General features: G+C 50.3%; 20 protein-coding genes. 11 read left to right on the forward strand and 9 right to left on the reverse strand.

Features of this window, described 5'->3' with window-relative positions; genetic code table 11:
• The first annotated feature begins 51 nt into the window (after nt 1-51).
• From G482_RS0111265 to G482_RS0111305, 9 genes are all read left to right on the forward strand, one after another.
• Nucleotides 52-774: a fimbrial biogenesis chaperone gene (locus tag G482_RS0111265; protein ID WP_028450109.1), complete on the forward strand. Its 723-nt coding sequence runs from the start codon at nt 52-54 to the stop codon at nt 772-774.
• The gene (locus G482_RS0111270; RefSeq protein ID WP_028450110.1) at nt 762-3,050 is read left to right on the forward strand and encodes a fimbria/pilus outer membrane usher protein; all 2,289 of its coding nucleotides are present in this window, start codon (nt 762-764) and stop codon (nt 3,048-3,050) included. The genes G482_RS0111265 and G482_RS0111270 overlap by 13 nt, the downstream gene beginning before the upstream one ends.
• Entirely contained in the window at nt 3,051-3,503 is a 453-nt protein-coding gene (locus G482_RS0111275; RefSeq protein ID WP_028450111.1) for a Csu type fimbrial protein, read from the forward strand. It begins immediately after the preceding gene.
• A 398-nt stretch (nt 3,504-3,901) separates the two neighbouring features.
• Nucleotides 3,902-4,840, forward strand: coding sequence for a chromate resistance protein ChrB domain-containing protein (locus G482_RS0111280; RefSeq protein WP_028450112.1), 939 nt, complete (start codon nt 3,902-3,904; stop codon nt 4,838-4,840).
• Complete coding sequence (gene chrA / locus G482_RS0111285; protein WP_156905393.1) at nt 4,837-6,213, forward strand: chromate efflux transporter; 1,377 nt, start codon at nt 4,837-4,839, stop codon at nt 6,211-6,213. The genes G482_RS0111280 and chrA overlap by 4 nt, the downstream gene beginning before the upstream one ends.
• Nucleotides 6,214-6,397: 184 nt before the next feature.
• Nucleotides 6,398-6,658 carry a metal-sensing transcriptional repressor gene (locus G482_RS0111290; protein ID WP_028450114.1) on the forward strand — a complete coding sequence of 87 codons (261 nt, stop codon included), beginning with the start codon at nt 6,398-6,400 and terminating at the stop codon, nt 6,656-6,658.
• Nucleotides 6,659-6,667: 9 nt separating this feature from the next.
• Entirely contained in the window at nt 6,668-7,798 is a 1,131-nt protein-coding gene (locus G482_RS0111295) for a nickel/cobalt efflux protein RcnA (RefSeq protein WP_028450115.1), read from the forward strand.
• A gap of 117 nt (nt 7,799-7,915) precedes the next feature.
• Complete coding sequence (locus G482_RS20330; RefSeq protein WP_255350766.1) at nt 7,916-8,137, forward strand: YchJ family metal-binding protein; 222 nt, start codon at nt 7,916-7,918, stop codon at nt 8,135-8,137.
• Nucleotides 8,138-8,217: 80 nt separating this feature from the next.
• Nucleotides 8,218-10,293, forward strand: coding sequence for a methyl-accepting chemotaxis protein (locus tag G482_RS0111305; RefSeq protein WP_028450117.1), 2,076 nt, complete (start codon nt 8,218-8,220; stop codon nt 10,291-10,293).
• 217 nt (nt 10,294-10,510) lie between these two features.
• Here the strand turns inward: G482_RS0111305 and G482_RS0111310 are convergent, their stop codons facing one another.
• Nucleotides 10,511-11,149 carry a hypothetical protein gene (locus tag G482_RS0111310; protein WP_028450118.1) on the reverse strand — a complete coding sequence of 213 codons (639 nt, stop codon included), beginning with the start codon at nt 11,147-11,149 and terminating at the stop codon, nt 10,511-10,513.
• 536 nt (nt 11,150-11,685) lie between these two features.
• Here G482_RS0111310 and G482_RS0111315 point away from each other — a divergent pair.
• Entirely contained in the window at nt 11,686-12,807 is a 1,122-nt protein-coding gene (locus tag G482_RS0111315) for an HPP family protein (protein WP_028450119.1), read from the forward strand.
• Between the two features lie 6 nt (nt 12,808-12,813).
• Here G482_RS0111315 and G482_RS18405 read toward each other — a convergent pair whose 3' ends face one another.
• The 8 genes from G482_RS18405 to G482_RS0111355 all read right to left on the reverse strand — a co-directional run bounded on the left by G482_RS18405 (nt 12,814) and on the right by G482_RS0111355 (nt 20,596).
• Nucleotides 12,814-14,037, reverse strand: coding sequence for an NnrS family protein (locus G482_RS18405; RefSeq protein WP_084414634.1), 1,224 nt, complete (start codon nt 14,035-14,037; stop codon nt 12,814-12,816).
• A gap of 113 nt (nt 14,038-14,150) precedes the next feature.
• Nucleotides 14,151-14,747, reverse strand: coding sequence for an SCO family protein (locus G482_RS18410; protein WP_051258955.1), 597 nt, complete (start codon nt 14,745-14,747; stop codon nt 14,151-14,153).
• Nucleotides 14,748-14,765: 18 nt separating this feature from the next.
• A complete protein-coding gene (locus tag G482_RS18415; protein WP_034619524.1) occupies nt 14,766-15,518 on the reverse strand; it encodes a formylglycine-generating enzyme family protein in 753 nt (250 codons plus the stop codon).
• The gene (locus G482_RS19670) at nt 15,515-15,832 is read right to left on the reverse strand and encodes a c-type cytochrome (protein ID WP_169721074.1); all 318 of its coding nucleotides are present in this window, start codon (nt 15,830-15,832) and stop codon (nt 15,515-15,517) included. The genes G482_RS18415 and G482_RS19670 overlap by 4 nt, the downstream gene beginning before the upstream one ends.
• 137 nt (nt 15,833-15,969) lie before the next feature.
• Nucleotides 15,970-17,016, reverse strand: coding sequence for a copper-containing nitrite reductase (nirK, locus tag G482_RS0111340; protein WP_084414636.1), 1,047 nt, complete (start codon nt 17,014-17,016; stop codon nt 15,970-15,972).
• 201 nt (nt 17,017-17,217) lie between these two features.
• The gene (locus G482_RS0111345; protein ID WP_028450121.1) at nt 17,218-17,547 is read right to left on the reverse strand and encodes a DUF2249 domain-containing protein; all 330 of its coding nucleotides are present in this window, start codon (nt 17,545-17,547) and stop codon (nt 17,218-17,220) included.
• Between the two features lie 73 nt (nt 17,548-17,620).
• Entirely contained in the window at nt 17,621-19,903 is a 2,283-nt protein-coding gene (locus G482_RS18425; RefSeq protein WP_051258957.1) for a nitric-oxide reductase large subunit, read from the reverse strand.
• 234 nt (nt 19,904-20,137) lie between these two features.
• Nucleotides 20,138-20,596, reverse strand: coding sequence for an RrF2 family transcriptional regulator (locus G482_RS0111355; RefSeq protein ID WP_028450122.1), 459 nt, complete (start codon nt 20,594-20,596; stop codon nt 20,138-20,140).
• A gap of 961 nt (nt 20,597-21,557) precedes the next feature.
• Here G482_RS0111355 and G482_RS0111365 point away from each other — a divergent pair.
• Nucleotides 21,558-22,763 (forward strand): alpha/beta hydrolase family protein, encoded by a 1,206-nt coding sequence (locus tag G482_RS0111365; protein WP_028450123.1) that lies wholly within the window; start codon nt 21,558-21,560, stop codon nt 22,761-22,763.
• Nucleotides 22,764-22,847 lie beyond the last annotated feature (84 nt).

A 22,847-nucleotide genomic window follows, 5' to 3' on the forward strand; every position in this document is an offset into this window, starting at 1 on the left:
AGACAGGCAGCTAAACTATCAGCACACTCTTTATCCGCAAGTGGTCACACTATGCGCTTTGTTTCTGCTTTCTTCATCGGATTATGTTGTTTATCGAGCTGGGCTGGGCAATTTGCCGTTTCCCCCATTCGCGTTGAGCTGAGCCCACACGATAAATCACAGGCCATTATGGTCAGTAACCAAGGCGACAAGCCGCTGCGCTTTGCGCTAGAGCTCAAACGTTGGACGCAAGACGAGCACGGCCAAGAAACGTATACCGACGCGCCTGATGAATTGATTTTTTTTCCGCGCCAATTTGAAATTGCCCCGCAGCAAAAGCAGATTATTCGGCTCGGGCGCAAACTAGCCGCCACGGCACAAGAACGCGCTTATCGTTTATATATTAACGAGCAACCGAATACGCCGAGCGAAGAAACGCAAGGTCAGGTTGCGATGGTCGTGAGTTTTGGCGTGCCGGTTTTTGTGCGCCCCAGCCCGCGGCTGGTGCAGCTCAAGAGTAGTGTCATTGAGGTCGGTCAGCAGCAATTGCGGTTTGAGCTACACAATAACGGCAACACCACCCAGCGCCTTACGCGGGTGCGTATCGGTCATGATGGCGACGAGATCAATCAGTTCGATCAATGGTATTTGCACCCAGGCGTACGCCGCAACTACCAATTGCCCTTGCCTGCTAGCGCGTGTTCGCATAATCAAGCACAACAGATTGTGATTGAAACCGACCAACAAACCCTCAGCCAATCGATTTCAATACCTGCCTCCGCATGCAGACCCTAGTTCGCTGGCTATTACTGCTGTGTTGCAGCACCAGCGCCCACGCGCTGGAGCAAGTTTTGCTCAATCTGGTCGTAAACGGCGTGGCGCAAGGTGATGTAGAAGCCATTTACGACCAAGAGGGGTATTGGATTGCAGAGCAATCATTAAAAGGCGCCGGAATCAATACCCTTCATGGCGAACTAATTAGCCACGATCAGACACGCTATTATCGGGCCGACACCCTAGACGGGATTCAAAGCCGCATCGATACTTCAACGCTCACCGTGTACCTTGACGCCCCAGCGAGTGAATTTGGCGAAAAATCCGTCTCACTGCAGCAAACTCACACCGAGCTTTACCCTGCGGCAGCGCCTTTCTCGGGCTATGTGAGCTATCGGCTCTCCGCGCTCCACCGACAGCAAGGCGGTCTTTCGTATCAAATCAGCCCAACGCTGAATCTCAACGCGGCACATTTCAATTTTCGTAGCGAACACGATTATCTAAGCGAAAACCAGCAATGGCGACGGCTCAATACCACGCTGGACTACGATCGACCCGAACTGATGTTACGCGCAACGCTGGGCGACTTAAGCCCGCGCCAAGCTGCGCTGGGCTTTAATCAAACGATGGCGGGCATCGGTATCTCGCGCGTGTTTAGTATGCAGCCCGATTTTGAAAGCGCGCCCAGTTTTCATAGTCAGGCCGCGGTCACGCAGCCGTCGACTGCCGAAGTGTATTTAAACGGCCAAAAGATCAAGACCGTAAATCTCCAACCCGGCATGTACCAATTTGGCGATTTGCAATATTTTTCGGGGCTGCAAAACGTCGATATTGTGATTAAAGATCAATACGGTGGCGTGCAGAATATTGCCATCCCCTACTACTTTGACGACTCGCTACTCAAAGCTGGTTTAAGTGAATTTAACTACAACCTCGGTTTGGCGCGGCAAAACGGCAGTTTCGATCATTATGAAGGCTTGGCCTACTCGGCTTTTCACCGCTTTGGTCTAAGCGATTGGTTAACGGTTGGTGCGCAAGCTAGCGGTAACCCAGATGATCGCAGTTATGGTGTATTTGGCAATGTAAAATTAGGGCAGTATGGCGTGATAGGCCTTGTAGCATCTTGGGCTGAACATGATACCCAGCAAAATGGCCATGCCCAGAAATTTCAGTATCGCTATAGCAATGCCGACTTTAGCCTGTATGCCAATGGTCAACGACAAAGCGCAGGCTATTGGCGCACTCATTCCGAGCTTATTCCACTTACGCCAGCGGACTGGTCGGTCAATGTGGGCACGAGCTGGGGCAACCAGCGCTTGGGCCATATCAATCTGGAATATGGCCGGCAAAGCAGTGACGACCCATTGCAAAACTTGCATCGCTATACACTGGGCTATTCGATTTCACCGTGGCGGAATGTGTCTGTGAGTAGCCAAATTCGCAAAGTCGACCATCAATTAGGCAGCGACTGGAGCGGGTACTTGAATCTATCGTGGTATTTTGGTGCGGGACACAATCTCTACAGCGGGGCTCAGTACCAAAACGAGCACATGCGTTACGCCAGTACCCTGAGTAAAAGCGCTCCAAGCGGCGAAGGCTGGGGTTATAGCGTAAGCGCACAGCAACAAGACAATGGGACTGATTATTTAGGCTGGCTCGAAAGCAATTTGCGCTACGGTCAGGCCAGTTTCAATGTGATGCAAACCGCTGGCGCACAAGGCAGCAACACCAATTGGCGCGCCAATTGGCAAGGGGCCATCGCCTACGGCCAAGGCCGCTGGGGGGCAACGCGGTATATCCATGATAGTTTTGCTTGGGTTGATACGGGGCTGGCGAATATTGGCGTCACGCACAATAGCAGTGCTATGGGGAATACAGATGCGGATGGGTATTTATTGTTGCCCGATATTGCGAGCTTTAATTACCAGCAAATTGGCGTAAACCAAAACGATATTCCGATTGAATACAGCGTCAATCACCTGCAGTACGAAATACTGAGCGGCAATCGCGATGGCCGCGCGGTGCACTTTCAACTGCAAAAGCTCAACGCCGTTAGCGGACAATTACTTGACGAGCTGGGCGAGCCATTACGCAATGTCGTCCTAAGTAGCCAAGTAAACGGCAAGACCGTCACCATCAGCACCAGCTTGGATGGCCGTTTTTACACGGAAGAACTTACCCCCGGAGAGTATCTCTTTGAAGCAAAAGACTGTACTACCCGCATCAGCATTACCCCACAGAATGAAATTGTGACTGAATTGGGCCCGCTACACTGCCTGCGCAAAGGGGAGCAATAAATGAGCAAACAATGGTCCGCCTTCGCGCTAGCTGCTTGCTTGGGCTTTCCCGGTGCAAGCTGGGCGATGAGCTGCTCGATCAGCTCCTTACCCATCGGGGATATGGGAGTTTACTTCCCCGATATCGACATTACGCGCCAATATGCCATTTTTCTCACGTGTACCAGCGGCGGTGCCATCGCCAGTCTAAGCGCAGGCCCATCGCAAAACACGGGCAGCATTGAAAATCGCCGCATGAAACACGATAGCCGCAGCGATACGTTGCGCTATCAGCTGTGCTTAGATGGCGCTTGCAGCACCATCTTTGGCAATAGCGGCAATCAAATCGGCACCATTATGATTACCGATCAAAATCAGGGGCGGTTTTCGTTTTGGGTGAAAGTGTTTGGTGGTCAGCCGTTAGTGGCCGCAGGCACCTATCGCGATACGGTGACAATCACGCTAAGCCCGTAGCCTAATCTAGCGATGCCACGCGTTCTCAGTAGCAATTAGCCTCAGAGCACGTCAGACACAATACTTGATTTCTCCGCGAATGATTTGGCATAGCCCGCCAGCATGAAACTTAATCGCGTGCGGATCGATATCTAGATATGGAGTTCCCTAGGGCGTTCTTGTGTATGCCAATTTTCGTAAAATCAGCTTGCGTGTACCAAGACTGTACGTCCGCCAAGGCCGATGTGTCGATGACGAAGCTGTAAAAATGAAAGGCCGCTATCAGATTGCGGCCTTTTTTTGTTGTGCGGCATTCTTGTGCTGCTCAGCCATAGCGGACGCCAAACCATAGGTATCGACTTACCTTTCAAATTGATATTTTTGTAGAGCTTACAACCTTGATGTTTTAAACTTTACAAATGAAACTAATTTCTCTTATCCTTACTTTGCCAACTGAGACCGCCACTGTGCGGATGCGAGCCTGGCGTACGCTTAAATCTTCCGGTGCAGCCGTTGTACGCGATGGTGTGTACTTGATGCCTGCCCTTGAAGCTTGCAGGCAAACACTGGCCTCGATTGCAACAGATGTTCAGGCCGCTGGTGGTTCAGCTTACGTGCTCGACATTGAGCAGCCTGAGGCTGATGAATTTAGCCATCTATTCGACCGTACCGCAGATTATGTGGCGCTGCTTGCCGAAATAACAAAAGTTCGAGCGAGTCTGAGCGCTGAGACGGTTCGAGAAGTGATCAAACAAGTGCGTAAACAGCGCAAAGCGTTTGCAGCACTGTGCGAGATTGATTTCTTCCCGAACGAAGCCCAAAAACAGGCCGATGCCGCATTGAAAGAGCTGGAGTTAGCTTCGGCACGAGCCTTAGCGCCGGATGAGCCCTATCCCACTGAGGGAGATGTAGCGCGACTGTTTTTGAGCGAATACCAAGGTCGAACATGGGCAACGCGCCGGCGACCATGGGTGGATCGCTTGGCCAGCGCTTGGCTGATTCGCCGTTTTATTGATCCTAAAGCCAAATTACTTTGGCTGGAGTCTCCAGCGGATTGCCCTACAGATGCATTGGGATTTGATTTTGATGGCGCTCGTTTTAGCCATGTTGGGCATCGCGTGACCTTTGAAGTCCTGCTGGACAGTTTTGGGCTAGAAGCAGCAGGGCTGAAACGACTCGGTGCCTTGGTGCATTACCTCGATGTCGGTGGTATTCAACCGCCTGAATCGGTCGGCATCGAAACCGTGCTCGCAGGCCTGCGTGACGCCATCACCAACGATGATCAACTTTTACTCTCTGCAAGTGCAGTGTTTGATGGCCTGCTAACCAGTTTTGAACAAGGAAACTCCTCATCATGAATAAACCCGAATTGCTCAAGGTGGAACAGACCGCATTACCGCCACCGGCGGTGAGCTTTTGGCAGGCATTTTTGTTTTGGCTCAAGCTCGGTTTTATCAGCTTTGGCGGGCCAGCAGGTCAAATCTCAATCATGCACGAAGAGTTAGTTGAGCGTCGTCGCTGGATTTCTGAGAAACGGTTTTTACATGCGCTGAACTATTGCATGGTCTTGCCCGGCCCTGAAGCGCAGCAGTTGGCAACCTATATTGGTTGGCTAATGCATAAAACTCGTGGGGGTGTTGCAGCAGGCGCCTTATTTGTATTGCCCTCTCTGGCGATACTCATTGCATTATCGTGGGTTTACATTGCATTTGGCGATGTGCCACTGGTTTCTGGGTTGTTCTATGGCATTAAACCTGCAGTTACGGCCATTGTCGTCCAAGCCGCACACCGCATCGGTTCGCGAGCTCTGAAAAACAATGTCCTGTGGGCAATTGCTGCAGCGTCATTTGTTGCAATTTTTGCGTTGAATGTACCATTCCCCATCATTGTGGCCGTTGCAGCATTAGTCGGTTATATCGGCGGTCGCATTGCGCCTGACCGCTTCAAAACGGGTGGAGGCCATGGCAAGGCGGATAAATCCTACGGCGCGGCGCTGATTGATGACCATACGCCAACACCAGAACACGCGCTATTTCGCTGGTCGCGTCTGGTGCAAATTATCGTCATTGGCGTACTACTGTGGGTCGTTCCAATGGGCTTGCTGACTGCCTATTTTGGCTGGGATCACACGTTGACACAGATGGGGTGGTTCTTTACCAAAGCGGCCTTACTGACTTTTGGTGGTGCCTATGCGGTGTTGCCCTATGTGTATCAAGGCGCAGTCGGCCATTACAACTGGCTCACGCCAACCCAAATGATTGACGGCTTGGCACTTGGCGAAACCACGCCTGGCCCATTGATTATGGTTGTGGCTTTTGTCGGTTTTGTTGGTGGTTATGTCAAAGCCATCTTCGGCCCTGAATCAGTTTTTCTGGCTGGTGCAGTTGCTGCCACATTGGTGACGTGGTTTACCTTTCTGCCATCCTTCATCTTTATTCTGGCTGGTGGCCCATTGATTGAAACCACGCACAATGATTTGAAATTCACCGCACCATTGACTGCCATCACAGCTGCTGTAGTCGGCGTGATTTTGAATCTGGCACTGTTTTTTGGCTATCACGTTTGGTGGCCAAAGGGCTTCGCTGGTGGAATTTTGACTTCAGTAGACTGGATCTCAGTACTGATTTCTATTGCCGCGGCCATCGCCTTGTTCAAATACAAACGCAATGTTATTCATGTTATCGCCGCAAGTGCGGTTGTTGGCTTGCTCATAAAAGCCTTGACTCTGTAAGGATGCTTGCAAGCAGTGCGTTAACGCACTACTCCCGCCCCAAATTTGATCATTTCAAATCATGGGGCGGGAAGGCCTTTCCATAAAACAGGATCCCATTTTCCTAACACACACTAAGCAATTCCTGCAGACAAGGCCACAACCTTAGGCTAATATCCTAACCCCTAGGATAGGATATAGAGTTATGGGTACGCACGCATCACATCCCGACATCATCAAGCGCTTAAAACGCGCCGCAGGCCACCTCAATAGCGTCATCGCCATGCTCGAAAACGAGCGCGGTTGTTTGGAAATTGCCCAGCAATTGCAGGCAGTTGAAAGTGCGGTGAGCAGCGCCAAAAAGACCTTGGTGCATGACCACATCGATCATTGCCTTGAACACGCAGTGCAAGATCAGAGCGCGGATGCTATCCGTGAATTTAAAGCCATTACCAAATACCTATAAGGTGGTTGCATGACAGAGTTTTCTACGCTATTACAGCAAGGTGCTGCGAATGCCTGGCTATTTATTCCAAGTGCAATTTTATTAGGTGCTTTGCATGGCTTGGAGCCAGGTCATTCCAAAACCATGATGGCGGCCTTTATTGTTGCCGTGCGTGGAACGATCACGCAGGCCATTTTGCTTGGCGTTTCAGCAACGATCTCTCACACCGCGGTAGTCTGGATTATTGCTTTAGGCGGTATGTACTTCGGCCAGCGTTGGAGTGCAGAGACCAGCGAACCTTATTTGCAGGTGGCTTCAGCGGTCATCATTATCGCTACCGCACTATGGATGGTTTGGCGCACTTGGCGCAATCAACAATTCGCCTCGCACTCTCACGACCACGACCACGACCACGACCATCATCATGGTCATGATGAAACGAAGCGAATTGATACCGGACATGGCGTGGTTCGACTTGAAATCTTTGAAGATGGCGTTCCGCCACGCTTTCAATTATTCGCCGATAGTGGTCATACATGGGCGGCAAATCAGGTCAAAATCGAAACCGAACGCGCCGATGGCAGCATTCAATCCTTCACGTTCGTACAACGTGACGGCTTTTTGGAATCTGAGCAAGAAATCCCGGAGCCGCATGAGTTTGTGGCTCGTTTAAGCCTTGGGCACGGCCATCATAGCCATGATTATGATGTGGAATATGTTGAGCACGACCATCACCATCACGCTATCACTGATTATGCTGAACTGGATATCTCTGCTCCTGGCTATCAAGACCCGCACGAATTAGCACACGCCAATGACATTCGTCGTCGCTTTGCCAATCGTGAAGTCACAACCGGTCAGATCGTCATTTTTGGTCTGACTGGCGGACTAATTCCATGCCCAGCCTCCATCACCGTACTGTTGCTCTGCCTGCAGCTGAAAGAAATTGCTTTAGGGGCAACCTTGGTGCTGTGCTTCAGTATTGGTCTGGCATTAACAATGGTTCTATCGGGTGTTCTGGCGGCCTTGAGTGTAAAACACGTTTCAACCCGCTGGAATGGCTTCGGTGAGTTTGCTCGTAAAGCGCCATATTTTTCAGGGGCATTAATCATGCTCGTGGGCTTGTACGTAGGCTATCACGGCTGGATCAATTTGCCTTAAGTTGGCAACGACACAAAGAGGTTCATTATGGCGGTATGCCCATATGGTTCGAAACTCGAATTTTAAGCTTGTTGCGCCCCAATTATTGCTGGATCACCAGCTTTAACAGCTGAAGCATTGATGCGTTCGCGCTATACCGCCTTTGTGCAACGTCAGCTCGATCATGTTGAACGCAGCCATGCACCAGAGATTCGCGATGACTTTAATCGTGCGGAAGCGGAGCGATTCAGACTGACTTTTTCAGCAAGCCACGCCAACTCCCGTCTGCTGACAGGCTATTACACTTGGGGCTGGTCAAAATCTCTTATTACTCCTGGCTTCAACTTTGAATTCGGTTAGCAATTTCGAGATCAGCGATTGCATTCGCCGTTGGCGCACCTAAAGTGAATACTGGTATTTTCCTTTAGCAGGAGCCAAGAATGCGTACTCAATGGCAAGCTTTGTCTATTCGCAACAAGGTGGTTATAGCCGCCTCTGGCATCCTAGTCATTGGCCTCTCCATCCTTGTGACGATCATCAGCAACACGATCTATCACAGCACAGAAAAAGCAGGGCTTGCTCTGTTAGAGCGTGAGGCCAAAGGCCAAGCTAAAGAAATTGAGGCGTTCTTTGATCTCGCCTATTCGGTACCACGTCAGCTCGCAACCACCATTGATGGCTTCCATAAAACGCAGATGCCTGAACGGAAGGCCATCGATCAAGTACTGATCAAGTTACTGAATGAATATCCATCGGCATCAGGTATCTGGATGCTCATGGAACCTAACGCCTTAGATGGCAAAGACAGTCAGTACCAGCAGGATTGGCCGATCCACGACCCTACTGGGCGTTACATGCCCTACATCACTCGATCAGGCGACAAGATTGCCCAAGATACGATGCTAGGGGCAGAACAACAAAAGATCGCCGAGCCATTCCGTAATAATCCTGCTGGCTACACGCCCGCCTACGAGAAGTCTGGGTGGGGGGATTTCTATTTTGTGCCAAAGCAACGGGGCCGGGATACGGTCACCGAGCCTTATGTTTATGAGGTGCAAGGTGAAAAAGTGCTGATGTCGTCGTTGACGGTCGCGATGAAAGACCCTGCGGGCAAATTTGCAGGCTTGGCGGCAATGGATATGCCGCTGGGGCAGCTGCAAAAAACACTGGGGCAATTTAAACCGTTCGGTACGGGCGCGTTAAGTTTGATTTCAGAAACAGGTTTACAGGTCGTGACCCAAGATACCGCCCAGCTTGGTAAGCCCGTTGATACGCAACTACTACCCGCAGACGTCACCGCAAAACTCAAAAATCGTGAAATGGCACGACAAGATCACGATGATCAGTTCCAAATCTGGATACCTGTGCGCATAGGCAATACAGGCCAGTACTGGACGCTTGGCCTGAATGTCCCACGCGCCACCATCATGGCAGATGCGGTTGCAGCCAAGCACAAAGCCATTCTGATTGGCGGACTAACCGGTGTTGGCTTGGTTACATTGATTGCCATCCTGCTTTCTTGGCTTTTGAAACCCTTGAATACGCTCGCCACGGCAATGACAACGCTTGCTAGTGGTACAGGGGATTTGACTCATCGCCTAGAAGTACACTCTCAAGATGAAATTGGCCGTAGCAGCGCCGCGTTCAACGAATTTATGGAACGCTTACGAAGCATGTTTATTCAAGTCCGAGAACAAAGCGGTGCCGTCAGCCAGGCCGCCCAGGATCTATCGAGCAGCGCCGCCTCGGTCAGTCAGGCATCACGGCAGCAAGCAGAGGCGGCCAGTGCAACTGCCTCAAGCGTAGAAGAAGTCACGGTAAGCATTCAGCACGTCGCTTCAACCACTGAGGATGTAAACGAACTTGCACATTCGGCCAATACCCAGATTGACGGTGGCAAACAGTTAGTAGGGCAAGTGGCTGGGGAAGTCGCAGCAGTCGACCGCAGCGTTAAAGTGCTTGGCTCAACGATCGAAGGCCTTACCGCTGAGCTGGGTAACGTGGATCGCATTGTTGGCGTCATTAAGGATATTGCTGACCAAACAAATTTACTGGCGCTGAATGCAGCCATTGAAGCCGCTCGAGCCGGTGAACAAGGTCGTGGATTTGCTGTCGTGGCCGATGAGGTCAGGAAGCTGGCCAGTAAGACAGCTGAAGCGACTGTCGAAATTGGCAACATCGTCACGCAAATCCAGAATGAAATAGGCTCTGCAGCTCGAGAAATGGGCAATACCAATCGCAATATCCGGAGCTCCGTCTCCCTTTCCGAAGAGGCTAGCCAATCCATAGACTCAGTGTTTGCTGCAAACGATGGCTTGGTATCAAGGGTCGAGATGATTGCCAGTTCTGCACGCGAACAAGCAATGGCTATTACCGAAATTGCTCAGCACGTCGAGCGAATTAGTAATATGGCTTCCAGTAACGATCAAGCGATGACAGAAGTGATGTCTTCCGTAGGAAAACTGCGCGATTTCTCTAGTAACCTGCAGGAGTTGGTTGCTCGCTTCAAAACCTAATTCGAATTCTAAGAAGAACCGAATTACATAGACTGACAAGACCGTATGGGTTGCCATCGAGAGCAGTGTTGACTTAAGACTGGACTCGCCATGTAGATATCAAACAACTCCGGAAGGATTTTAATTAACTGGCTCTTACTTTAAGACCAGAAGGCACAGAAAAAAAAAACGAAATAGCTAGCTCCTCATAAAAAATCCAAGCAAAACGAAAGCTCTACTATTCAAGAGCAGTCTGAATCCTCTGGTATATCTCTTGCGCCTTTCTCAGCTCCTCACCAATAAAATTTGAATCCGCCCCATAAACCAATTTAATAAACCTAGTAAAATCATCACAATCAAACTTCAGCAAGTTTACACGCGACGTTGAAAAATGAACTATTAGAATCTTATCACATACACCGGAGATTCTTTCTTGGATACAATAAAAACAAATATCAAATCTAACAACCGAAGGCCCCATCACGGCAACAAACCGTAAATCATGTTCTATATCAAGAGGACTCGCAAAGAATAAATTTACCTGACTAACAAGCTGACTATCAATCCAATCAACAACACCTTCAGTAACACCGCCATAAGTCATCCTTGCAGATTCGATTATCTGGCCGATATCCTCAATAAGATCATCCTCAGAGAGCCCATAAATGAGAGTCTGATACCCAATCACAGAGGTCACAGGAATCGAGTCCAGATTTGAGTGAACAGATTCCGATCGGTGCTTTTCGTCCAAGATTATCTTGATGAAATCTGCCTTTTGCTCCGCAAGCAAAAAGAGAGTGCGAAGCCTAGCCTTTATTTCAACACTTACATCTGGATTGTTATCGTACTTACGGAGTAGAGCGATTACTCTTGGCATAAGACCTCCTAGAAATCCCTTGAGACGGGGCTAGCTTCCTTTTCATATTAGCCCAAAAGCATTCGCAGTGCTTACGCGAGCCTCCCCCAATATTGAGTAGAAAATAGTTTTAAGACATGCATTGATCTCATACAAGAGGCGTCAGCTTATCGAGCAACCAAAGCAGAAGGGGCCACGCAACAGTATGTGCTCAGCCATGTTCATAGCAATCACTTAAGCGCCTTAGTCTGGTGTAGCCAGGATATCAAACTTGGATTCCTGGGAAATTTTGAATGGCTGTTGGTTTGGGCCAAACAGCGACCAACTAGGCTTAACACACTGATAAATCTTCGGACTCAGCGGACATCGAACTACGAAATCACATTCAATTCCGACAATATATTCAAGGCATTAAATGCTACTCCATCTGAGGTAGCATGGGCACCAAACAAAACATATGCAATCAATGCCTCTTTAAGACACAATATTGCATGTCCTGTACTGAATAGCCAGCTTGGCTAATGATCAAAAATTTTTCATACAAAGAATAATTCTGCATGCATATTAAAGCGTTATTTCCTGCTGTTGCAGCATCAAATAAGAAAGATTTCACCCTTGGTGTACTGGGTGCATTTTTTGGTCTTTTTGTCACCGAATGGGCGTGCCAATATTTACTGGGGACTAGTCCACATTGGTTAATTGCACCAATGGGTGCCTCTGCTGTTTTGCTATTTGCTGCACCAGCTAGCCCTCTAGCACAACCATGGTCAATGCTAATTGGTAATTTGCTGTCTGCGTTTGTGGGGGTGTGCTGCGCGAAGCTAATTGGAAATATCGCGCTGGCATCAGCGTTAGCTGTTTCGATTGCAATCGCGCTGATGCTACTCACGCGCAGCTTGCATCCACCCGGCGGCGCTGTTGCACTTACCGCGGTAATTGGAGGCCCAACCATCAGCAGCCTAGGTTTTGAGTATGTCCTGGTGCCAGTTGCAATTAATTCGATCGTCTTATTATTACTGGCTATCGGTTATGGTCAGTTAAGTGGTAAACGATACCCAAACTTTGCTGCTTCTACATCAACACACCGCACTCGTGACCCAGAACCTAGCCAGCGCCTACAATTAGACGCTAGCGATGTAACTTTTGCCCTCGCACAACACCCCCATCTGCTTGATATCAGCCAGCAAGATCTGCAAAAAGTGTTACGAGATGCGCAACTACACGCGCTTAAGCAGCAGATTGAAACAGTAAGATGTCGGGACATTATGTCGCAGGATGTCATTACCGTTTCCGCACAAGACACTGGCGCTGTGGCTTGGGAAAAATTGTCGACCCATCGCATCAAAGCCTTACCCGTCATTGACGCCCAATCTGCTTTGCTTGGCATCATTACTTTGCATGATTTAATGATTGACCCTCTTACAGGTCAGCCTCGGGCTGCAAGCACGGCACAACGATTAGTGAGTGAACTCATGACCACCGCTGTAACTACGGCCCAACCAGAGCAATCAATCCTTGATTTAGTGCCTTTATTTTCTGATGGCGGACTGCACCATTTACCGATTGTTGATCAATCTGGCTTAGTTGGCATCATAACTCAATCTGATATGGTCGCAGCTTTGTTCCAATGGGCGATTCGCGCTCAACATACCCATGCAGAAACGCGAACCAAGATCTAAGTACGTTTACCCATGATTCCCATCCACTCGGGCCTGCCAATACATCGGTAAATACACCTTCACCCATAAGGTGATAGCCAATACAGCCAATAAAGCGGCAGCAAGATACAAACCATTTTGCCAAGCTGGAATTAGCTCACCGAGCACGCGCGCTGCGGCCACGCCATGCATCAACCAATACGTGATCCAAGCCAGTCCACCTGCCACTAAGGGACGCCCCGAATGGCCTAAGGTTACTCGGGTCACAAAGGCCAACAGCATGGTACAAAAAAAGCCCAATGTTAGTGCATGTAAAGGAGCAAAACCCAGCCCCCCCTGCCCCACCAATTGCATACCATCGCTTAGCGCCCACAACAATATCCCGACGCCTGCCCATGCAAAAGCCAGATGCAACATAGCTAGTAGCTTCACCGACCAAGCGGCCACCAGTTGCCAGCGCCAACTGGTGTACATCAGCAGAACGGCCAATACCACACTAAATACAAAGGTATTGATATGCAAGCAACGTAGTATGGCGACCACCCAGCAACACCCAAGCAGGGTATACAAGAGCCATAAAGGTCGCCACGCCGTATAAGCGCTAAGAACACTTTGGCTAAAAAACGGAATCATGCGATGGCTTACGGTTAAAAACACCGGAAGCAGTAAACCCCAAACCCCTATCTCAATCGCCCACACCCAAGCATTGTTCTGCTGCCCAATCAACCAATATAGGGCTGCCAGCATACCCAATGCGCCCAAGCTAAATGCCACACCAATACAACGGGCGTGTGCTTTGTCGAGCACGTTACTGTGATAAATCGCTTGCCACCAAATCAATGCAGCACAACTCCAAGCCAATACATGCAAGCCAATGCCAGCTCCCATTAACAGCACACACCAGCGCCCTGCCAAGCAAAATAGCGAACCGACAGCGAAGCACAGCAATACCAAAGCATAGTGCAATAAGCGTGGGCTATTTACACTCAACCAACGCGGGCCCGCAGTATAAATAAAGCCCAGCATGAACAAGGGGAAAAAGCCATACACCATCACATAGCCATGCCAGAACATGGCCGGTATAACAGTTACCAGCGGCTGCGCGGCAAGCCGGCTTAATAATTCCAGCCCCCATAACAACAAGCTGCCCAGTAGTAATAGCGCGCCCAGACTAAACCCCAATCGATGCGGTGCACTACTTAATATTTTTAAGGGGTTTTGCAATTGAGATTCTCCATTCCATCTGTACAACCGCGCTACTCACTCGAACAATCAGTCCTGCACTCATTCACACAATATCCCGACGCAGTAAACGTGGGGCGTCGTGCGCCACCTGCGAAGCCTGTATCTACTTAATATTTCCCTCAATGCGCCAACAGTGTTTGCAAATCCGCAAGTAAACGCAAATCCGGCTCAACCGACAAAATATCGCTGGCACTCAGTATTTGCCCTCGCTGATCGAGCACGACAAAACGCGTGTTGTGGTTAATTTCGCCGTTGGCGCCGCGGCGATATTTCACCCCCAAGGTCGCCGCCAACTGGCGAGTATGTAAATCGTTATCACTGACCACCAGCCGATACACCCGCTCGTCCATCTGATGGACCTTGGCCAAGGCAGCCAGACTTTTCGCGGTATCGACACCAGGATTCAAGCTCACCAGCACAGCCTGCACCGCGCCACGTTGCGCTGCGGGTAACTGCGTGATGGTCCGTTTGACGTTTTCCAGCACGATCGGGCAGGAAATGTTGCAATCACCATAAAACATCGTGATCAAAGTCGCTTTCTTACCCGCCTGCCCCAGCTTGAATGGCTGATTGCTTTGATCGGTAAGAGGAACAGCCAGTTGAAACAAGGATTCGCCACTCACGGCAGCTGCCGAGCTGGCAACATGCTGATGTTCTTCGCACGCAGGTACGGCGCTGATGGCGCCGAGCAAAAGCATGGCAAGTGTCGCTTTCATTTGCTTAACCTCTGTGAATCATTGAGCCGGTTTGACGCAGCGAAAGCCCAGACTGCCGACACTATCTTGTCCATTTAACGCCGCCAGCAAGGCAATGCGCATCAGTACCGCATAGTTTTCCTTGTCACCCAAACTCAACGAGGCCGCGCCGCAGGTTTCCAATACTTTTTGCTCACCCTGCGCACGGCTATCAACAGTGACAAACAGCCCATTAAAGTCATCGACCCATTCCCAAATCAGTTGGTGCAGATCGTGAACGCCGTAAATATTGGCCGGATGCAGCCCGACATCGGGCAGACTCTCGACGCTAGGTTTTTCGTACCAACCCAGAATTTGCGCCCGCCATGCTGGATCATGGCGTGCGTCTGTGCGCACTGCATCGGCCGCGGCGGCAAACTCCCATTGCGTCCAGCTCGGCAGTGCCGCACCTTCACTGGCGCAGTAGGCGCTCGCAGCAAACCAGCTCACATTCGTCACCGGCGCATTGGGGGGCAGTGGGGCAAAGTCAGTCGCACTGCGCCACTGGCTCAAATAAGCATTCGTCGCGTACAGCGTTGGTGCGTTCCTGCGCTGCCATTCACTGTTGGCGAGGACAAAAAGTAAAAACTCTGCATTGGTGACGGGTTTGCTGCGCATTTGAAATGCCGCCACCGGCACAGTCTCACCATCGAGAGGCAAGGCCGTGCGCAGTGTGCCGCCAGCGATTGGAACGTAGTCGGCAGCGTGGAGGCACCCTAGTACGAACGCAAAACAGGCGGTAGCGGTTTTCATTTTGCGGCCCGCAGTTTTTTCACTTGCTCGGGTTTAAACGCCGCTTTACCACCATTGAGCGCGACGCTGACGTAATTGAGTACGTCGCTCATTTCCTGATCGCTCAAATTTTGAGCTGGCATGGCGGAATTAAATTTCTGCCCGTTGACGGTCACTTCACCAGTCAAACCGTGATCCATGATTTTGACCAAAGCCGCGGGCGTTGCCTTTTTAAAGTAATCCGATTGTTTCAACGGAGGAAAAGCACCGGGCAAGCCTGCACCATCTGCCATATGGCACGATGCACAGGTTTGCTGAAACACGGTTTTACCCACCTCAAGTTCATTGGCAAACGCCGTAGTGGCAATCAGCGATAGCAATAGACAGATAGAGAAACGCATTTTGATGCTCCTTATTGCGTATAGGGCCACAGCTAATTGATCTTGCCAGCCACAGCCATATATCCCGATGATTAATGTTCAGCCTTTGCTGTCGCCGCTTTGCTGTAAATCTCTGGGTGCTCTTCGCCACTGACGCTCATAATGCCGATTGCGCCTTTATGGAAAGCACGGCTAAGCGCGTGATCAACCAGCGTTAGATTGCCCGGTACTTTGGGTACAAACTCAACAATCGTTGAACCACCCGGTGGTACTGTCGTGGTTTGCACTTGCTCTTGGTATTTCAGACCGCCCTCGGTATACACCTTGTCAAAAATCGCGCCAATCACGTGGAAATTGGATGCCACGTTTGGCCCGCCGGAGCCAAAATACAGCCGCACTTTGTCGCCCACATTAGCGGTCAGCGCGTTTTTGCCGGTCAGCGAATTGCTCGCGCCGTTAAACAGGATGTAGCTGGCGTTTTCGTCAATCGAGCGCTGCATATCAAACGGTTGTAACCCGCCCGCACCAAATGCACCCGGCGTATAAAAATCGCCCTGCATCACGTAATACTCTTTATCGACCGGTGCCATGCCTGCTTCGGGCTCAACCAGAATCATGCCGTACATGCCGTTGGCGATGTGCATCGCTACGGGTGCGGTCGCACAGTGATACACATACAGGCCAGGGTTCAGTGCTTTGAAGGTAAACGTGGCGTCTTTACCCGGCGCAATCAGCGTTTGTGGTGCACCACCGCCTGGGCCTGAAACAGCATGCAAATCGATGTTATGTGGCACTTTGCTGCTTGGCAGATTTTTCAGATGCAGCTCCACCGTATCACCTTGGCGTACCCGAATCATTCTGCCTGGCACGGTACCACCGAACGTCCAGAACATGTATTTGGTACCCGGGGTGATTTCACGAATCACTTCTTCGGTGGTCAGATTCACCACCACTTTGGCTGGTGTTTTGCGTGTAATTGGCGCAGGCACGAGCGGCGGCGCGTTCAGTTCGGCGATTTCGACTGGCAAATCGGCTGTGGCATCAGCCCATGCACTCATCGCAGCTAAACTACCGATTGCCAGCAGCAAACTCGACAGCAAGGCCCGATTGCAGCAGGGTTGAAACTGTAATTTCGACATCACATCCTCTCCTGTTAACACGCTTGTGTGATGTTATGTTGTAACTAATATGCATATTAAATCTTGATCTAAGTCAATATGTATTTAATATGCACATTAAGCTTATTCAGCCCTGGCCCTACTGCGCGACACCCCAATAAAAACGGCGCTTAACGCGCCGTTTTAGTTTGAAATCATTGATGTTTCTTTACATCAACCCTCTTACTGCCCACTGCAACCACAACCACCGCTGCCGCAGCCTTCGCTCACTGCCGCTGCCATTTCGGCCTGCGGTACGATGGCAAAATCGATGACCACGGCTTCGGCATTTCGCTGCTGATAAGTGACCTTCACTTGGCGACCATAACGCTGATCGATCTGCGCCAAGAGGGGCAATGGATCGTGATCGTTCACAAAACGCATGGTTTCGCCTTCAGTGAGCGACTCAAGCGCACCAAAAATTGCCGCATGGCGAAAACGCTTCGCGATACCACGGGCATCGAAACCATACACGCCATCCAGAGTTACATGAGAGCTGGCACAAGAAGACATTATATTACCCTTATAAGGGTATAGAACTGCATGTATTGATACATAAGGCATACAGGCCTATACCCATTTAAATTTAAGCTTGATTTCTGGCCAATTGACCATCAACGACGGGTACTGATTTGCTGCTGTCTTTACCCAACAAACGCAGCGCAAAGATCGCCAGATACACCACACCTACCGCAAACACAATGTCACCTGGTACGCGCAGCCACACCAGCGTTTCCATCACGGATGAATGGATAATCTCGGCTGAACGCGCATACCACAGACCATGCTCGACACTCGCTGCAGCCTGGTAAATACCAGCCGGCAGCAAGGACATGAACACCATCATAAAGAGGCCAATATTCATGCTCCAGAATGCGGGCTTGAGCAGTTTTTCGTGCCAGTTGGCCGCAGGAGCCAAGCCACGCAGGCAGAACAACATCAGACCAATCCCCAGCATGCCGTACACCCCGAACAGCGCAGCGTGACCATGGGCTGCGGTCATATTCAGACCTTGCACGTAGTACAGCGCAATCGGCGGATTAATTGCAAAACCGAGCAAACCAGCACCGACGGTGTTCCAGAATCCCACCGCAACAAAGCACATGATCGACCAGCGATATTTCTCAACCCATGGCGCAGCTTGGGTGTGGCGATAAGTGTGATACGCCTCAGCTGCAATCAGTGCCAGTGGTACAACTTCGAGCGCCGAGAACATCGCCCCAACCGCAATCACCGAAGTCGGTGAACCGGTGAAATACAGGTGATGCAAAGTCCCCAGAATGCCGCCAAACAGAAAGACGATGGTTTCCAGCACAATCGCACGGTTTGCCGAAGCGGTGCGAATCAAACCCAGACGGCTAAGTAGTAAGGCAATCACAGCAGTGGCAAATACTTCAAAGAAGCCCTCAACCCACAGGTGAACCAGCCACCAGCGCCAGTATTCGATCATCGCGTAATGGGTCTTTTGCCCCCAAACCAGTGATGAAGCGTAAAACAGACCGATACAGACCGCCGAAATAAACACCATCGCGATCAGTCCTTGGCTCTCGGATGGTTTGCGTAGCGCAGGCCACAGACCACGACCGAGCAAGATGGCCCAGATCAGCAGACCAATAAACAGCAGGATCTGCCACACGCGGCCCATACTGGTGTATTCCAGGCCCTGATTACCGAGCCAGAAGCTGTAATTGCTACCCAAGCGTTGCATTGTGCCGATCCAGCCAGTCGCAATCGAACCGACGACGATCAACAGCAAAGCATAAAACAGTGCATCGGTGCCCAGTTTCTGGAATTTGGGCTCTTTCCCGCCCAAGACCGGGGCCAAGAACAAGCCCGTCGCCAGCCATGCCGTCGCAATCCATAATACGCCCAGCTGAGTATGAATCGTGCGGCTCACGGTAAACGGCAGCGCTTGGGCCAGAGGAATACCAAAAAAACTGCCACCCTCCACTTGATAGTGAGCCGAGATCACGCCCATGCCCACCTGAGCCAATAACAGACCGATCACTACATAGAAATACTTGAACGTGGCCTTCATTGACGGCGTCAGCTGTAGCGCAATCAGCGGATCTTTATCCGGACAAACAACAGGCTCTTCGGTCCGTTGCATATTGTGGAACAACACCATCGCAGCAATGCCGCCAATAAGCAAAATAATGCTGGCGATTGACCATAGGCTAGTGCCTGTTGTCGGCGTGTTTTGCACCAATGGTTCATGCGGCCAGTTGCTGGTGTAGGACACATGGTTTTCACCCTGGCGATTAGTTGCGGCTGCCCATGCTGACCAGAAAAAGAACGCTGGCAGCGCTTTCAGATCAGCAGCGTCTTTGATCGAGCCCGCGATCATCGCGTATTGCTCGCGCAACTTGTCTTGCGCCGGATCAGTACCGAACAGGCTTTCATAGTGCTGCGCGACTTGTTGCATCGCCAGCGCGCGATCGGCCTGAATGGTGACCGTATCTTTGGCCGCATCGTAGGTGTTGGTACGCATCACCGACACCACGCGCACATCAATCGGCGCCTGCTCTTCACGGCTCAGTTGCTCGTAATCTTTTTTGTACTGTTGCTGCGCCCAGATATTGCGCAGCGCCAGCACTTCACGATGCAGCCAGTCGGCAGACCAATCTGGCGCTACATAGCTACCATGCCCCCAGACTGACCCCATTTGCTGGCCACCAGCAGAGAGCCAAGCTTCCTGACCCCGCTGAATTTGTTCGGCGGTATACAGCACTTGACCGCTAGTGCTGACGATTTGCTGTGGAATGGGTGGCTTGTCGAGATAGATTTCCCTGCCTATCCAGCCTAAAGCGGCAAAAGACAGGAAAAACACAATCGCAAGCCAGCGCCAAAGCGTGCGCGTTTTTTGCATGATAGTTCTCCGCTGAGAGTGAAATGATGTATCAAGCTCTAGAAGTTACATATTACATACATCTTATAAAAACATGCAAATTATATACATATTAAGCACAACCTAAGAGCTAAAAGTCCGATCCAGTGCACGCACAGCAAGGAAAAAACACACAGAACAAAGGGTGTATCGCGTCAACCCTAGGCAAATGAGGGCGACGAAGGTAAGTCTAGTGATTCGTTTAAACGACGCGACTCAGACACGCGAGGCAGTTGACTGAAACTGGATAGCAAACACGGCCCCCAACTCAACCGGATTGCTGACCAGATCTGCCAGCGTGTAGCGATCAAGTACTGCATAGAGGCCCTGCAAAGCTTCATTCAATATAAATTTAAGCCGACATACACTCGCGATATTGCAGGTATTGTGATCGCGATCAAAACACTCCACGACCGGGCTATCTTCCTCGCTAAGCCTTACCAAAGCCCCAATGTTTATCTCCGCAGGTGGTCGCGATAAAACCATGCCACCACCTTTACCACGCATCGTCTCAATAAAACCATGCCGGGATAGGAAGTTGACGACCTTCATTAAGTGATTATCCGAAACGCCATACGCTTGAGCGATTTCACTGCGAGTAACTACTCCGCCATCTTTTAAAGAGACATAAATCAGTGTACGCAAACAGTAATCCGTGAAGACATTCAAGCGCATCTCGCCCGCCCCGCATTAAACTAACATTTTCAATGCATATTATTGCAGAATTGGCAGCAAATTGTGAGCTTTTGCTCTGCGGCAGGAGGCCTGCCAACAGCCTCTACTCAATAAATGCAAAGAAAGGCGTTAGTGTAGGAGTCTTGATGCTTCACATGACGAAAAAGAATCGATTCCCTGATAACCAAACAACCAGGTAGCGCCTCGGGATCTCTGATGTGCGGATGCGATGCGCACGAGCTCAAATCGCATAAAAAAGCGCTCAAGCCTACTGATATCAGTGCCGCATGAGAGGCTCAGTTAAAGCACACCCCCTGCGGCGTTCAATCAGTGAGTCAGAAAAACTAGAAAGGAAAATCAGGCTACAAAGCCGAAAATTTAACGGCACGGAAAGTCAGCAAATTTCTGAAAAAAACCGCCAATCAAGCTTATCAGCCTTATTAAGAATTTTAGCGAACTGGATCGCATGATGCTCATACACAAACCAAGCAACAGCATGCTTGAGTTCTGGGGCATCAGGCGCAACTCGATGTACAGGATAACCTGGTGACTCTACACCTAGAATTGGGCCAGCTGATGACCATTCTCCGTATTGGCCAACGATGTATCGAACAAAAGGCTTGGAGGGGGGCGAACTCATGCGTCTACTATCTCGATTGTTTTCGCAATCGTACCAAGCTTTGATCCATAGTTGAAACAGACTAATCAGGCGTCATTGAGTCCTTCCTCCACCTAACAATCAATGTACTGTCACAGGCAGGTTTATTTGGAATAACCTCAGCTGGCGTGCCAAAATAATTTGCCAGTTTTAACAATTCCGAGGCTATGCTTCAAGCCCAAGAGACTGCTGCTCGGCCGAAGCTGCCACTGATATGCTTTTGCTTCCACATCATTCATCTTACTTTTGCGTCAGCTAAGACATCGGCCGACAATATGCTATCAACCATGAAACCCAATTCTTATGCTTAGTCGTCCTCTTTTCTTTATTTGGCTTGTCCTGATTAGCTCAGTAGCTTTTGCTGGTGACGATGAAGCACCATTACGCACCGAATTGAATGAGCAGGTGCTAATGCTACCGATTAAAATCGGTTCACAAATGATTGAGCTAGAAACTACGTTGTACAAGCCCAACGGCCCCGGACCATTCCCTCTGCTAGTAATCAACCATGGCAAAGACCTAGGTGAAACATCCCTCCAATCCCGATCACGTTTTCCAGCCTTAGCTAAGGAATTTCTGAAACGTGGGTATATCGTCGCACTTCCGATGCGGCGTGGATTTTCAAAGTCAGGGGGTAGCTACACGATGGACAATCCTTGCGGCATAACTCAGTACCTCCGTGATTCGGCGGATGATGTTACCAAGGTGATCGAGCTGCTTCGTGCTCGGACGGATGTAGATGGCCAACGCATTCTAGTTATTGGCCAGTCGCTAGGTGGTTTTGTTAGCTTGGCGCAGGCTGAAAGGAGTGATGCAGGAGTCAAAGCCATTATCAGCATCGCCGGAGGCATTTACTGGCCAGAAGAATTCAATAACATTTGTGATTTGCAGGCTGTACGCGACGAGACCTATACCAATCTGGGTTTGAACGCAAAGGTTGATTCACTCTGGTTTCATGGTGAAAACGACCCCTACAACCCCGCGGGCATTTTTAGCAAGCTGCACGAACGCTATCAAGCGGCGGGGGGCCGCGCTGTTTTTATACGTTACGATACACCTCAATATGCCACGCATGGTCTCTTAGAAACACGCCAAAGTTTCGATAGTATCTGGTGGCCCAAGGCAGAACCCTTTCTCAAAGCGCACAACCTTCCAACCAAAGTGATCAACCAACAGTATGTCGATCCACCAGCACCCAAAGCGAGTGGCTACGCCGACAACCTGCGAGATGTCACGCTTTTGCCAACCGAAGACGAGGGCTGTCGGGACTTATATCGGAAATTTCTCGACGACTACGCTGCGCCACGGGCGTTTGCAGTCAGTGTCAAAACTAACGGTCAAGGGGGTGGATGTGGCTGGGCTGCAAATAGTTATGATCCCAGTTTTTATGCACTGAAACGTTGCGAAAAAGCGGCTAAACAGCCGTGCCAGTTGTACCTAATTGATAACGTAATTGTCTGGCCCAAGCCAGATGCTGCCTCGTCTAGCACCAACAATACGGAAAGATAGCCTCTGAAAAATGAATGCGATTGTAGTGTCTTACTGAGTTCGGCCGCCAATATGTTTATACGGATGGTCTGCTTTGGCCGAGCA

Origin of the sequence: Chitinibacter tainanensis DSM 15459, assembly GCF_000429785.1 — a bacterium.
Classification (GTDB): Bacteria; Pseudomonadota; Gammaproteobacteria; order Burkholderiales; family Chitinibacteraceae; genus Chitinibacter; species Chitinibacter tainanensis.

Excerpts from the sequence above, each read along its gene's own strand:
- G482_RS0111290 (WP_028450114.1), top strand. The coding sequence starts at position 6,398 with ATGGGTACGCACGCATCACATCCCGACATCATCAAGCGCTTAAAACGC.
- G482_RS18415 (WP_034619524.1), bottom strand. The coding sequence starts at position 15,518 with ATGAAAACCGCTACCGCCTGTTTTGCGTTCGTACTAGGGTGCCTCCAC.
- chrA (WP_156905393.1), top strand. The coding sequence starts at position 4,837 with ATGAATAAACCCGAATTGCTCAAGGTGGAACAGACCGCATTACCGCCA.
- nirK (WP_084414636.1), bottom strand. The coding sequence starts at position 17,016 with ATGTCGAAATTACAGTTTCAACCCTGCTGCAATCGGGCCTTGCTGTCG.
- G482_RS0111345 (WP_028450121.1), bottom strand. The coding sequence starts at position 17,547 with ATGTCTTCTTGTGCCAGCTCTCATGTAACTCTGGATGGCGTGTATGGT.
- G482_RS0111365 (WP_028450123.1), top strand. The coding sequence starts at position 21,558 with ATGCTTAGTCGTCCTCTTTTCTTTATTTGGCTTGTCCTGATTAGCTCA.
- G482_RS0111355 (WP_028450122.1), bottom strand. The coding sequence starts at position 20,596 with ATGCGCTTGAATGTCTTCACGGATTACTGTTTGCGTACACTGATTTAT.
- G482_RS0111270 (WP_028450110.1), top strand. The coding sequence starts at position 762 with ATGCAGACCCTAGTTCGCTGGCTATTACTGCTGTGTTGCAGCACCAGC.
- G482_RS0111315 (WP_028450119.1), top strand. The coding sequence starts at position 11,686 with ATGCATATTAAAGCGTTATTTCCTGCTGTTGCAGCATCAAATAAGAAA.
- G482_RS0111265 (WP_028450109.1), top strand. The coding sequence starts at position 52 with ATGCGCTTTGTTTCTGCTTTCTTCATCGGATTATGTTGTTTATCGAGC.
- G482_RS0111310 (WP_028450118.1), bottom strand. The coding sequence starts at position 11,149 with ATGCCAAGAGTAATCGCTCTACTCCGTAAGTACGATAACAATCCAGAT.
- G482_RS0111275 (WP_028450111.1), top strand. The coding sequence starts at position 3,051 with ATGAGCAAACAATGGTCCGCCTTCGCGCTAGCTGCTTGCTTGGGCTTT.
- G482_RS0111305 (WP_028450117.1), top strand. The coding sequence starts at position 8,218 with ATGCGTACTCAATGGCAAGCTTTGTCTATTCGCAACAAGGTGGTTATA.
- G482_RS18410 (WP_051258955.1), bottom strand. The coding sequence starts at position 14,747 with ATGAAAGCGACACTTGCCATGCTTTTGCTCGGCGCCATCAGCGCCGTA.
- G482_RS18425 (WP_051258957.1), bottom strand. The coding sequence starts at position 19,903 with ATGCAAAAAACGCGCACGCTTTGGCGCTGGCTTGCGATTGTGTTTTTC.
- G482_RS0111295 (WP_028450115.1), top strand. The coding sequence starts at position 6,668 with ATGACAGAGTTTTCTACGCTATTACAGCAAGGTGCTGCGAATGCCTGG.
- G482_RS0111280 (WP_028450112.1), top strand. The coding sequence starts at position 3,902 with ATGAAACTAATTTCTCTTATCCTTACTTTGCCAACTGAGACCGCCACT.